At 48.8% G+C, this 13,687-nt stretch carries 10 protein-coding genes; 2 read left to right on the top strand and 8 right to left on the bottom strand.

The features are described from left to right. Positions 1-62: 62 nt before the first annotated feature. Positions 63-554: a hypothetical protein gene (locus BLS44_RS00325; protein ID WP_090388052.1), complete on the bottom strand. Its 492-nt coding sequence runs from the start codon at positions 552-554 to the stop codon at positions 63-65. 231 nt (positions 555-785) lie between these two features. Here BLS44_RS00325 and BLS44_RS00320 point away from each other — a divergent pair, with 231 nt between their 5' ends. Together BLS44_RS00320 and BLS44_RS00315 are read left to right on the top strand one after the other, a co-directional pair. Further along, positions 786-2,096: a cytochrome ubiquinol oxidase subunit I gene (locus BLS44_RS00320; protein WP_090388051.1), complete on the top strand. Its 1,311-nt coding sequence runs from the start codon at positions 786-788 to the stop codon at positions 2,094-2,096. A gap of 86 nt (positions 2,097-2,182) precedes the next feature. Then, entirely contained in the window at positions 2,183-3,175 is a 993-nt protein-coding gene (locus BLS44_RS00315) for a cytochrome d ubiquinol oxidase subunit II (protein WP_245729045.1), read from the top strand. Between the two features lie 8 nt (positions 3,176-3,183). Here BLS44_RS00315 and BLS44_RS00310 read toward each other — a convergent pair whose 3' ends face one another. The 7 genes from BLS44_RS00310 to BLS44_RS00280 all read right to left on the bottom strand — a co-directional run bounded on the left by BLS44_RS00310 (position 3,184) and on the right by BLS44_RS00280 (position 13,630). After that, entirely contained in the window at positions 3,184-3,870 is a 687-nt protein-coding gene (locus BLS44_RS00310) for a YdcF family protein (RefSeq protein ID WP_176954264.1), read from the bottom strand. A gap of 170 nt (positions 3,871-4,040) precedes the next feature. Further along, positions 4,041-5,624 (bottom strand): DHA2 family efflux MFS transporter permease subunit, encoded by a 1,584-nt coding sequence (locus BLS44_RS00305; protein ID WP_090388049.1) that lies wholly within the window; start codon positions 5,622-5,624, stop codon positions 4,041-4,043. A 147-nt stretch (positions 5,625-5,771) separates the two neighbouring features. Further along, positions 5,772-6,887 (bottom strand): HlyD family secretion protein, encoded by a 1,116-nt coding sequence (locus tag BLS44_RS00300; protein WP_090388048.1) that lies wholly within the window; start codon positions 6,885-6,887, stop codon positions 5,772-5,774. 31 nt (positions 6,888-6,918) lie between these two features. Further along, positions 6,919-8,256, bottom strand: a complete 1,338-nt coding sequence (locus BLS44_RS00295; RefSeq protein ID WP_090388047.1) for a TolC family protein — start codon at positions 8,254-8,256, stop codon at positions 6,919-6,921. A 31-nt stretch (positions 8,257-8,287) separates the two neighbouring features. Then, complete coding sequence (locus BLS44_RS00290; RefSeq protein WP_245729044.1) at positions 8,288-8,932, bottom strand: TetR family transcriptional regulator; 645 nt, start codon at positions 8,930-8,932, stop codon at positions 8,288-8,290. Positions 8,933-9,289: 357 nt separating this feature from the next. Beyond that, positions 9,290-10,567, bottom strand: coding sequence for an amidohydrolase family protein (locus BLS44_RS00285; protein WP_090388045.1), 1,278 nt, complete (start codon positions 10,565-10,567; stop codon positions 9,290-9,292). 18 nt (positions 10,568-10,585) lie between these two features. Next, complete coding sequence (locus tag BLS44_RS00280) at positions 10,586-13,630, bottom strand: amidohydrolase family protein (protein ID WP_090388044.1); 3,045 nt, start codon at positions 13,628-13,630, stop codon at positions 10,586-10,588. Between the last annotated feature and the right edge of the window lie 57 nt (positions 13,631-13,687).

Below are 13,687 nucleotides of genomic sequence, written 5' to 3'. Positions count from 1 at the left end.
CATGGGCAACTGGTGGGACGTGGAAGTACGTTTATGGTCTTCCCTATGGGAAAAACCGGGTACTACTTATTAATAACAAAGACCTCGTTGAAGCTCCGGGGCGTAGTTACAGCCTTACCATTTATCCAGAATTGCTTCAGCGTATATTCGGTTTTACAGACATTAGACCGGTCGGCCCTGGCCATTATTTTTAACGTATCGATATCCGAAGCGTCATATTTGATATAAAAATCCCTGGATTGGCTAAAAACCGGATGATCAATATCCAGATCAACAGCTACTGTATCCCTGGGCATGTTCGGAAGCCCTCCCATATGATACAGGGTGTCATACTTTCCGGGAGCGCTCTCGTAAAAAAGGCGTACGTCCTCCTGCTTATAAACACCTTTTGTAATAAGGTTCTCGGATGTATGTTTATCCCTAATTACAAATTGCAGGGTACGGAGATAGCCAAGAGCCGTGCAATTGAACAGTCCGGACCGGGGAGGATCGCAACTATATATGCTCAAAATAAACGGGAAGCAGCAGGTAAACAGGATACTATACTTTTTCATATGCTGTATGGTTTTATCCGGTTAAACGGGGTTACTCTTTAAAATGCAACAACCGCGGTCTTCTTTCATTTTAGCATTTCAACAAAATTGCTCGCCGGCATAGGACATTGGGAAACTACGGGTGCTGGTGGTACATCCGTTGCTTTTATTCAATTGGTTTCATCACATGGTTAAACTATCTTTGCCAATGCCGTTGACCTACGGTTCATTTTTTAAACCAATCCATATATTATGGATGACTTTATTGCAGCGCGGTCGCAGATGGCGCTCTCACTGGGCTTTCACATTATCTTCTCCTGCATCGGTATGATCATGCCGTTCTTTATGGCGGTTTCGCATTTTAAATGGCTCAAAACAGGAAATATTGTTTACCGCAATGTAACCCGGGCCTGGAGCCGTGGTGTGGCCATTTTTTTTGCCACCGGCGCCGTTTCCGGCACCGTATTATCTTTTGAACTGGGATTACTCTGGCCGGAATTTATGAAGCACGCCGGTCCTATTTTTGGCATGCCGTTTTCCCTGGAAGGAACCGCTTTTTTTATCGAAGCCATTGCACTTGGGTTTTACCTGTACGGATGGAACAAATTCAATAAATGGTTCCACTGGTTTACCGGCGTCATCGTTGGCGTTAGCGGGCTGGCCTCCGGCATCCTGGTGGTGGCGGCCAACGCATGGATGAACAGTCCGGCAGGATTTGATTATGTGAACGGGCAATACCTGAATATTGATCCCATTGCGGCCATGTTTAATGATGCCTGGTTTTCGCAGGCCCTGCATATGATCCTTGCCGCGCTTACAGCCACGGGATTTGCAGTGGCCGGCGTGCATGCGCTCATGATCCTGAAACGCAAGAACGTCCTGTTTCATACAAAAGCCTTCCGCATTGCCGCGGTGTTTGCCTGCGCGGGTGCTATCCTGCAGCCTCTCAGCGGTGATATCTCTGCCAAAGATGTAGCAAAGCGCCAGCCGGTAAAACTGGCAGCAATGGAAGCTCATTTTAAAACAGAAGAAAAGGCGGCGCTCATCCTGGGTGGCATCCCCGACGAGCAGAACGATACGGTGCATTATGCACTGAAGATTCCTGGTGCGTTGAGCTTCCTGGCTCACGGTAATTTTAAAACGCCGGTTACCGGACTGGAAGCATTTCCGAAAGATGTTCGTCCTCCTGTTGCCATTACGCACTATGCGTTCCAGCTAATGGTGGGCCTGGGGATGCTGATGCTGCTGATTGCCGTTTTTTATTTTTTTACTTTATGGAGAAAAAAGAAATGGCTGGAAAAACGATGGCTCCTGAAACTTTTTGCCGCCGCGATCCCCGTTGGCTTTATTGCCGTAGAGGCCGGCTGGACGGTAACAGAAGTGGGCCGGCAACCCTGGATCATCTATGGCATTATGCGCACACGTGATGCCGTTACGCCCATGCCGGGTATTGTCTATTCCTTTTATATTTTTACGGCCGTTTATGTTTCGCTGAGCGTTGTTGTAGTGGCGCTGTTGTACCGGCAGGTAAGGATGGTAGGTAAATTGTATGATGTATCATAAAAATTTGATGTCTGCGGTTTATCGTTTGACGCCTGAGGTTAACGACAAACCAGAACAATAAATAATAAAACATGCTTTATGTAGTTATGGCATATTTGTGGGCATCGATCCTTCTTTATGTATTAATGGGAGGGGCCGATTTTGGCGCAGGTATCCTTGAGTTTCTTTCTACAAAGAAAAGTAAGGAGCAGACCCGGAAAGCCATGTACCGCGCCATTGGCCCTATATGGGAGGCCAATCATATGTGGCTGATCATTGCGATTGTGATCCTTTTTGTTGGCTTCCCCGTCATCTATTCCACGGTATCCATCTACCTCCATATTCCATTGGTTATTATGCTGCTGGGCATTGTGGCAAGAGGCACCGCCTTCAGCTTCCGGAACTATGATGCGGTACAGGATAAGATGCAGACCGTTTATTCCAAAACATTTATGTACTCCAGCATCATCACCCCCCTGTTCCTGGGCATCATTGCCGGCAGCGCCGTTTCGGGGAGGATCGATCCCCTGGCTACCCATTTCGCGGATGCTTATATTTTCAGCTGGCTGGGGTTGTTTCCAGTAACGGTGGGCATCTTCACCGTCACTATCTGCGGCTTCCTGGCAGCCATTTTTATCATTGGGGAAACCAAAACAGAAGCAGAGCGGCAGCGCTTTATCCAAAAGGCCAAACATATGAGCCTGGCGGCGATAGCCGCTGCCTTGCTGGTGCTCATCGCGGCACAACGGGACGGGGTTCCCCTCGCAAGCTGGCTCTTCGGAAACCCCATAAGCATAACCTGCGTGGTATTGGCAGCGCTTTCATTAATATGGATGTGGGTTTCACTCTTCCGCCAGTCTACAAAATGGCTGCGGATCATTGCAGGGGCGCAGATCTCATTGCTGCTGGTAGCGATTACGTATGAGCACTATCCAGTGCTGATCAACCTGAAAAACTCAGACGGCTTATCCCTGCTGATACACAAGGGTACCGACAAAACGATCCATGCACTGGCGGTTGCGCTTCTGGCAGGAAGTGTGTTTATTTTGCCGGCGCTTTTTTACCTGCTTTACAGCTTTAACAAACAGGAAGAAGCCTAAGAACCCTGCTACAGTGGCCGGGCTTTTCTCCATACTTTATCTTCCCATGGGATAAAAGCCCCCAATGTTCCGCGAAAACGCCGAAAAACCCCTTCCCGATCCAGTATTGAACGGAAAGGCTGTACATAGGCGGGGGCCGGATCAATAACCACTTCCACCGGGTTGCGCTTCCTGAGCGTATCTACCATAAAGGGAATATGGATGATCCGGGTGCCGAACTTACGCCTGGTGAAACCCTTCATCATCGATGACTGGAAGGGATCCGTTACCAGTGCAATGGATTTAAATCCCTGTTGACGCGCAATCTGATAGGAATAAAAAACGTTTTCAGTACTATGCTCCGCCTTTGTTTCATAAAAAATATGCGCTGCCGGTATCCCCAGTTGCTGCGCATAAAGGCCCATAATCCTCGCTTCAGCATAGGGTGTATAAACAGCGCCTCCTGAAAATATAATATTTCGGATAATGCCCTGTTCATATAAGCAGATGGCCCAAAGGACCCTTCCCTTCATTATCGAATCCCATTTTCCATCTTTAAACGGATAACCGGGAACAATGCCTGCGTCAAAGGTCATTTTTTTTGAAAGTACGTCTTCATACAGACGTGTCGGGCGCTTCCTGTACGAAACAATACATCCGCTTATAGCAACGATCATTAACAAGAGTCCCAGCGCAGCGATTATTTTTTGCAACATCGGGATTAAAAATACGGCAAAGTTTCTGATTGGGGGAGATGAGATTTGCGATTCGAAACAGGAGCATTGAGTGTTGGGATTCGGAAGATGAGGCATATCAGCGCCCAGTCATCAGCCCTGTTCCCGGGCACAACCTCAAACCGGGAACATGAAACCTGAAATTCGCCCCGTCAATGCATCATCTCTCCCATATCCATTTTTTCCTGTTTTCCCTTTCTCTTTTTAATAAACAGGATAAAGGGGATGCAGATCAGGAACATCAGTCCCAGGTAGAGGAACACATCCATATAAGAAAGGACCGTGGCCTGCCTGGTCACCGTAAAATCCAGGATCTTATGTGCCGACTCCAGGGCCGCATCCGGGGGCATGCCTTTTGCCGTAAAACTATGTTGCAACGCATTCACCCGCTGCTGCACGTTCAGATCGTTTACATCCAGCTTCGATACCAGGTCGTTGCGGTAAAGCATATTCCGGTTAGCGATAAATGTTGTAATAGCTGCTACACCAAAAGAGCCGCCTAACTGGCGCATCATACCGGTAAATGCAGCCCCCTGGCCAATTTCCTGTCCCTTAAGGGTAGAGAGTGCCAGTGTGGTAATGGGAATAAACAGCAATCCCAACCCCACCCCACGTACAATGAGCATCCAGAAAAATGCATCCTTTCCCGTATCAGGGGTGATGATCTTGTATCCCCAGAAGCTATAAATAAAGAAAAGGAACAGTCCCGTGGCCACCATATACTGCTGGGGCACGCCTTTGGCGATCATCCGCCCGATAAAGGGCATCATAAAGGCTGTTGCCAGCGTGGCAGGTATCATCAGCATGCCCGCCTGCAGGGCCGTCCAACCCAAAATACTTTGAGTATAAAGCGGTACAATAAAGGTTGAACCATAGAGCCCGAAGCCCAGGATAAAGGACATCACGGTACCAATACGCAGGTTCCCGTTCCGGAGCACCCTCAATTCTACAATAGGGTTTTTATAGGTAAGCTCCCGCCAGATAAAGAAGAACAATCCTAAAACAGCCGTGATCGTCAGCACAACGATCGCTTTGCTGGAAAACCAGTCGTCCTCATGCCCCCGTTCCAGGATGTACTGAAGAGACCCTACCGTGGCGCTCAGCAGAAATATACCCAGCCAGTCAATTTCATGTGCGGCCTTCTTCTCGGCAAACTTAGGACTGCGTACAAACTGCAAGGTCAGCAGTGTTGCAATGATACCCAGCGGTATATTAATGTAAAATATATACGGCCAGCTGAAATTATCTACGATATAACCTCCGAGGGGTGGTCCCAGCGTAGGGCCCGCAATCACACCCAAACCATAAATAGCCTGTGCCATTCCTCTCTTCTCAATCGGGTACGACTCTGTGATGATCGTTTGGGAGGTTACCAGCAAAGCGCCGCCACCCACACCCTGCAGGAAACGGAATGCCACCAGCTCCCATATATTGGTAGCGTTACCACAAAGGAAGGAACAGATCGTAAACAATACGATCGAAACCGCAAAGTAGTTCCTTCGCCCAAACTGTTGCGAGAGCCAGCTGGTCATGGGCACAACGATCACATTCCCGATAGCATAGGCAGTAATCACCCATCCCACTTCCGACAGGGTTGCACCCAGGTTCCCCTTCATGTCGTTCAGCGCCACGTTTACAATGGTACTGTCTACAATTTCAAGCAGCGCACAAATGATCGCCGTAACCGTAACGATCACGCGCCGGGCACCATATTCTACAAGAGAATCCTGTTGCATAAACTGATATCTTTTTATTGAGGAAAGTGAAATTTAATTAGTGAGAAGTGAAAAGTTGGATAGTGAAACAATCTGCTTCCCCTTTTATCCTTCCACATTTCACTATCCAACTTCTCACTAACTAACTTCTCACTATCCAACTTCTCACTAATTAAGATGAACATCTACCAGCACATTCATGCCGGCGCGTAATTTTTGTATCAGGGAATCGTTCTTATTCACAAATTCAATTCTTACCGGAACCCGCTGTACCACTTTTACAAAATTGCCACTGGCATTATCGGCGGGGAGCAGCGCGGACACAGAGCCTGTTGCCGGTGAAAAGGAGCTTACCACTCCCTCAAAATCATGTTTGGGAAATGCATCTACACTGATGGCCACTTTCTGACCGGTCACCATCCGCGACAATTGTGTTTCCTTAAAGTTGGCCACCACCCATTTATCATTGTCGAGGATAATACTGAACAGCTGTGCCCCGGCCTGGATAAACTGTCCCGTCTGTACCGGAACTTTGGAAACCACACCATCTTCGTGCGCCACAATAACGGCATAGCTCAGGTTCAGTTTGGCATTCTCCACATCTACCTCGCGCTGGTGCACCATGGCAGATGTAACACCGATCTGCTCGGATGTAGCTTTCGATTGTGAGCTCACCGCACCGGTTTGTGCAGCTGCCTGGCTCCGCTGCTCTTTCAGGATCGCCAGTTGCCGGTCTGCCGTTTGTTTGGCCGCCAGCGCCTGCTCATATTGCTGCTGGGTTATGGAGTGATCTTTTATCAGGTTCTCATAGCGCTTGAGATCTTCCGTCGTACGCCATACATTTACCCGGGCTGCCTCTATCTGCGCATCGGCGGTAGCCACCGCTGCATTTGCGGTACTGATACTTTTGTGGGCTGCTTCAGTTCCTGCGCGGGCCGCCGCAACATTGCTCTGCGCCGTTCCCAGCGCGGCTTCTGCCTGCTCCAGCGCCATCCTCAGATCCCTTGTGTCCAGCACCACGAGGGTATCTCCCTTATGCACAAACTGATTGTCTTTTACTTTTACTTCTGCGATGTAGCCGGAGATCTTGGATATAACCGGGTTTACATTGGCGGCAACCTGGGCGTCGTCCGTATCTTCATGATGCTTGCCGTAGATATAGGATTTAATCCCAAAATAACCGCCGCCCACTATCAGCGCCGCCAGTATGATAAAGAATACGGGGCTTCTTTTTTTCTTTTGATTGGTTTCGTTTGGTTGAACCTGAACTTGTTCCTTTGCCATTGTGTAACGATTTAAATAAGCTTTTTACAAATTATTGAAACAACATACCCGAGCTTTCCAGCAATTTCTGATAGGCCAGGGCCGCGTCGGCTTTTGCATTTAACACATTTATCTTAGATGACAATAATGCTACATTGGCATCCAGCAGATCTGTAATGGTAACCAGGCTATTGTCATATTTATTTTTGGTGATGCGGTAATTCTCCTCTGCCTGTATGAGCGACTTATCATGCACTTCAATTTTTTTCTTTGCCAGTAATGCATTCTGATAGTCCCTGTTGATCTGAAGACGAATATTATCGGACAGCATTTCCCTCGAAGCGGATAGCTGCAGCGCCTGTGCCTTTGCCTTTTTGACCGCAGCCCCCGTCTTCCAAAGGCTGGAAAGGCTGTATTGAACGCCCAGCCCGGCATTTACCGCATTGGTCACCGACAAAAAACCAGGTATATTCAACGCTACATACCCCCCTGTAAGCGCCAGTGAGGGAAGATAACCCGCTTTTGCCGCCCTGATACCCAGGTCGGCCGCTTTCTGCTGATAGCCCAGCGCCTTCATATCCTGCCGGCCTTCCACCGCCTTCTCTTCATAATACGTATAGGGCTGCTCCTGTGGTACCTCATTGATAAAAGCCGGATCCACCGCTATCACCGTATTTTGCGGCAATCCCAGCAGCAGGTCCATATTTACATTGGCTATATTATAATTACTCTGCGCTTCCAGCAGCTGCAATTCAATACCGGAAGTCTGCAGCTGTGCTTTTAGCCGGTCGTTGCGGGCCATCAGCCCGTTATTTTCCAGGCGGATAAAATTGGAATCCCTGCTTTCGGAGGCCGCCAGGTTTTCTTTGATCACATCAATGACCTGCGCCGCCTTAAACAGGTTTGTATAGGCGGCTATAAGATTATAGACAATTCCGTTCTGATCATTACCGGCATTAAGTTTTTCGGCCTCCAGCAGGTACCTGGCAGACTGGATGCCATACCGGATCTTTCCCCCGGCATATAACGGGAGCGACAGGTTGGCCATACCATACATTGCCTGGGAGATTTTGGGAACCCCGCCACCGGAGCCGCTTCCGGAAGACGCGTCCTGGCTCTGCGCGGTTTTCATATCGATCTTTGCCGTTGTCAAACGCATATAAGACCCGCTGATCTTAAAGTCCGGCAGCTGGCGGTCTTTTGCCTCTTCCAAAGCGGCATCAGCCTCCAGCACTTTGGCCTGATCAATCTTTAAATGTTTGCTGCTTTGCAAACCCAGCGCTACTGCTTCCTTTACCGAAAGCTTTCTTACTTCCTGTGCAGAAAGACGATTGCCCGCCACCACCAGCATTGAAAACAGCGCTGCAATGGCTGTTATTTTTTTATTCATATACAAAATCAGCTTTTACGAAACTTTCAATTTATTTATCCGACTCTTTCACCAGCAGGTAACTTCTGACAACTTCTTTCAGGTGTGTTTTCAGCCGCGGGATGATCACTTTTAAAAACTCTGCCTCGTTTTCCGGGTTGATGCGGTATTGCTCGCAAAGGAACCGCTGGGTGTTAAAGGCCTGGTTAATGGTCCCGAACACAGTCAGCCCCAGAATAGTGATATCGACGTTCTTTTTAAAAATGCCCGCCTTGGCACCTGCCTTTATCGCGCCTTTTATCAACGAAGTATTTTTTAGTTTCAGGCTCTTTACACCATCATACATAATCTTATTTTTCATCACCCCCTGCTCTCTTACCATCAGCAAATGAAAATGCCGGTTAGCGGCAATTGTGTCAATATAGGATTCAAGGATCCGGTCAATCTTTTCGGCGGGGGTCACATTGCTGGCAAAAACAATTTCCTCCAGCTTTGCCCGCATGGTGGTTATATACTTGATGAAGATGGCTTCCAGCAGCTTTTCCTTTGAACCAAAATAATAGGAGATCATGGCCACATTGACCCCGGCAGCTTTTGCAACATCGCGTACCGATGTATTGTCGAACCCTTTGCCGGCAAAAAGCCGCACTGCGGCCTCCATAATTTCTAATTGCTTTTGTGTAAACGCTGCTGACACTTTTTTTAAAATTTTCCTTCACAAAGATATTAAACAAGTGTTTAATTAATCAAACACTTGTTTAATTTTCATTAAAAAGCAGGAAAATCTTAACCCATGTCAAGCCGTGAGGCTCAGACACTTATATCAATTCCAACTTGGTCATAAAAGCAAAATCCTTCCTATTTGATTGAAATACAAAATTCAGCACGCCGCACACAGGGGTTGGGGATCATAGTTTTGACAACCGATGATCCAATAAAGAAATTGCCGGCAGGCATAAACGTTAGCCGGCAAACGCAAGGTTCAATAAGCCGGCTCACCTAAAGGCGGAAGCTTATTCCATTGATGAAAACGGGGATTGGTATAACCCGGTGGTTACTGCAGCTGGTAACGGTGCCGGTAACGGTCGTACAATTGCTTGTGCTTATTATTAAGGTCGATCTTCCGGCCCTGGATATAGGCTTCGGTCACTGCGCTTTCTTTCATATCCAGGAGATCACCGGCGGCTATAACAATATTGGCATCCTTGCCGGCCTCAAGCGATCCCGTGCGGTCGTCGATCCCCAGGATACGGGCGGCATTTAAGGTAATGGCCTGCAGGGCTTCCTCCTTTGAAAGCCCGTAGGCAGCAGCCGTACCGGCAAAAAAAGAAAGGTTGCGATAGCGGGACGAGCTCTCATCGTCGTTGAGCGCAAAAAGCACTCCTGCTTTCTGCAATAATGCAGGGGTCTTAAACGGCTGGTCCACATCGTCATCCTCCAGGGTAGGCAGCGCATGTATGGCATTCAGGATTACCGGAATATTGTTCTGCCTGAGCAGGTTGGCAAGCAGGTAGCTATCACTTCCGCCAACGATCACCACCCGGATGTCGAACGTTTTTGCAATATCGATCGCCATCAGGATCTGCCGGGAGATATTGGCATTGACGAACAATTTCTGTTTTTTTGCAAATAAGGGCCGTAATGCTTCAAATTTCAGGTTAACTTCTTTTTGCGCTGTGGACCCGGCGTAGGCTTTTGCTTCCTGTAAAAACGCTTTCAATGCCTCGATCCGTTTTATCCCTTCTTTTACAGGGTCGGAGGCCCCGGAACGCGGTGACTTCAGCAACATCGGTAAGTTCAGGAACATTCCGTTGTCTGCCTTGTAGAGGGCGTCTTCCCAGGTCCAGGCATCCAGTTGTACCACAGATGAGGATCCCGTCAGCAGACTGCCGGAAGGAACGATATTTGCCAGCAGGATCCCGTTTGAACGCAGCGTATTGATGATCCGTGAATCCGTGTTGTAAGCGACAATGGAACGAACATCCGGATTGTAATCACCCAGCTCATAAAAATCATTGCTGCCTCTTACGCCACTCATGATCTCCCGCAATCCCAGGTCTGTGCTGGCCAGGATCAAACCCGGGTAAATATGTTTACCGGCAGCATCTACCACCGTAGCTCCCGGAATCGTTGCAGCTGGTGCACCCACACTCTGGATCTTCCCGTCTTTAATAACAATAACACCCTGCGGGATCACCTGCCCGGTGCCGGTATGAATAATGCCGTTGCGGATCACCAGGACACCCTCCTGCTTTTTTGCGGGGTACACATCATCCTGCGCCATTGCCGGCAGCGCGAGGAACCATAAAATAACGTATGCTAAGCTCTTCATCGAGTTTGGTTTTAAGAATTAGAATTCAAATGCATCCGCCGCAAGCACGCCATCGGCCTGCTCGTGGTCTTCGCAATGTAATACCACCTGGGCTGTTGGTTTTGCCGGCACTACAGGCGCCCCGCCTTTTGCTGCCGAAAGCATTTTCTGTATCAGGCGGTTCCGTTCTGCAGCCCTGTGCTCCTGATTCCCGCTGTCCTTTTGCCGGTCAAAATAAACGGCACCATCTACCAATGTATACAATGCCCGGGCATAAATGCTCAGCGGGTTATCGCTCCATAATACCAGGTCCGCATCTTTTCCTGCCTTAATACTTCCTACACGATTATCAATATGTAATGCCTTTGCCGGGTTCAGTGTTACCATTTTAAAGGCATCCTCTTCCGATACCCCGCCATACCGGATCGTTTTTGCAGCCTCCTGGTTCAGCCGGCGGGCCATCTCTGCATCATCACTGTTAATACAAACATTCAGCCCCAGCTGATGCATGAGCGCCGCATTGTAGGGTATGGCATCTTTTACTTCGTTCTTATAGGCCCACCAGTCGGAAAAAGTAGACACGTTAGCTCCATGCTGTTTTATCCGGTCTGCTACTTTATAGCCCTCCAGTATATGCGTGAACGTATTCACTTTAAAACCATATTTTTCGGCCACGTTGATCAGTCCCAGTATTTCACTTTGCACATAACTATGGCAGGTAATAAATCTTTTGCGATCCAGGATCTCTACAAGCGCATCCAGCTCCAGATCCCGCCGCACCGTTTTATCGCCTGATCGTTTGGCTTTTTCATATTCGCGGGCGCGCTGAAATGCATCATTCAATACTTCATAAACCCCCATGCGTGTGTCCGGATAGCGGTTGTTGCCCAGCGTGGAAGCGGTCCGTTTTACATTTTCGCCCAACGCAAATTTGATAAAGGGATCTGCTCCTTTAAATTTAAGTCCTTCTGCATCTGCCCCCCAGCGTAATTTGATCAGCTGGCTTTGCCCGCCGATCGTATTCGCCGATCCGTGCAATATCTGCGAGGTGGTTACGCCGCCACTTAGCTGCCGGTAAATATTGATATCATCCGGGTTCAGATTATCGCCGATCCTTACTTCTGAGGTTACCGACTGTGCCCCTTCATTGATGGAAAAGGTTGCAATATGTGAGTGCTCATCTATGATGCCGGGCGTAAGATGTTTGCCGGTTCCGTCGATCACCCGGGCCCCTGCAGCGGAAAGAGACTTTCCGACCTGCGCTATCTTCCCGGCTTTTACCAGTACATCGGTCTGTTCCTGTCTTCCGCCCGCCTCGTTGGTCCATACAGTGGCATTTTTTATCAGGATGGTTTCCTGCTGCGGCAGCCCGGCCGTTCCATAAATGCTGAAGGGATAAACCATTTGGGCTTCCGGTTTCACAAAAGTTTGTCTGGATGAATCTTTTGTTACTGCTGCTGCGGTGGTCAGGGTGGCGACCCAGCTTACCGGGGCACCTCTTTCATTGGCCCCCACTCCCTGCCAGGAGCTTCCGTAGTTTACCCCGCTAAGCCGGACCAGTTCCCCCGCCTGCCGGTTTTCAAAAACGGAATCCTTTTGTCCTGTACCAATCACTTTGGTTGTAGGTTTTAACGAAAAGCTGATCGAGACCAGGCTTCCATCCACGCTGAACTTTGTGGTAAGCGCTTCTTTGGTCTTAACAGTGGCCAGCGTATTGCTCTTTACTTCCAGCTGGTATTGCGTAACCGTATTTCCTTCGGTAATGGCCAGGGCATATTGCCCCTTCAGTTCAGTACTGTTCTTTGCGTTGATATCATACCGTTCGCCCTGGATCCAGTTTTCGAGTATGCTCGTTTTTTCCGCAAACAGGTTGCCGGTGGTAACCAGGAAGTTGGCCAGGTATCCCGGTTCCAGGCTTCCTACTTTATCTGCTATATTCAAAAGGCTGGCCGGCGTTTTTGTCAATGCTTCCAGTGCCGCTCTTTCCGATAGCCCGTTCTGAATGGCTTTACGAAGATTGGGCCAAAAGGCTTTGGTATCTTTAAGATCTGCCGCTGTGAGCGCAAACGGGATCTTTGCTTTTTCAAATGCGGCAGGGTTGGTAGGCGCAAGCTCCCAATGTGCCAGGTCGCTCCACGCAATAAACCGGGCGTCGGCCGGGTCCTCCACTTTTTGCGCATCCGGAAAATTCAGTGAAACGATATAGGGTGCTTTGGTGGCTGCAACCTCTCTGATCCGCTGGTACTCATCTCCGCCGCCTTTTATGATGTACTGCACACCAAACTCGTCACCGATCCCGTCTGCCCTCAAACCACTCCATTTGTCGGTTGTTTCGAAGATCTGGGGCAAGGATTGCAGGGCATTCCAGGCTTCCAGTGTTTTATTAACCCCTTCTTTTGGGGGGCGGGTCTTATACCACTGCGCATCCAGGTAATTCTGCCGCAACAATGCTACAGCGCCCATCATGCTGGTAGGATAACTTTGCTTCGATGATCCTTTTTTAAAAGAATAAAAGGCAGCTGCCCTTTCTTTTATAATCGCCAGGTTCTCTTTCTTTGCAGATAAGGTCGCTACCAAACCCGTCCCCCTTGCAATCCCGTCCTTTTCATGCACCAATACAGTTCCAAAACCCATTTCACGCAGTGGCTGTGCCTTTGCGTCGTCTGTACTGAAAAGATCGGCAGCATTCACCTCACTTTTAATGGCCTGGTTCCAATTATAAGCGCCTTTTGTTGCACTGTTAAACTGCTGCGGCCTCCCGTAATCAAATGCCAGGTCCACTGTGCGTTGTGCAATGCCATAGTCGCTGTAGATGTCGATCAGCGACGGATAAATATATTTACCCTTGCAATCGATCACCACGGCATCGGGGGGTATATTGCCACTACCCACGCTGACGATCTTTCCTTCCCTGATCACCAGTGTGGCATTCTGAATGGTGGTGGAGGGATCTTTTACGATGGTGGCATTGGTCAGGGCAAAACTCCCGGAGCGGGGATCTGCAACCCCATTTACCGGGAAGGTGGTTTGAGCTACAGCTATCAGTCCCGGGAGCAGCCCCAGGAGCAACAACAATTTTTTCATCCGCAAATAATTTTTCAGGAAAATAGGGAAAATAATCGGTATCCCTGCTATGAAATT

The organism is Niabella drilacis, assembly GCF_900101395.1.
GTDB classification, from domain to species: Bacteria; Bacteroidota; Bacteroidia; order Chitinophagales; family Chitinophagaceae; genus Niabella; species Niabella drilacis.
This window is presented reverse-complemented; position numbering and strand designations above follow the sequence as displayed.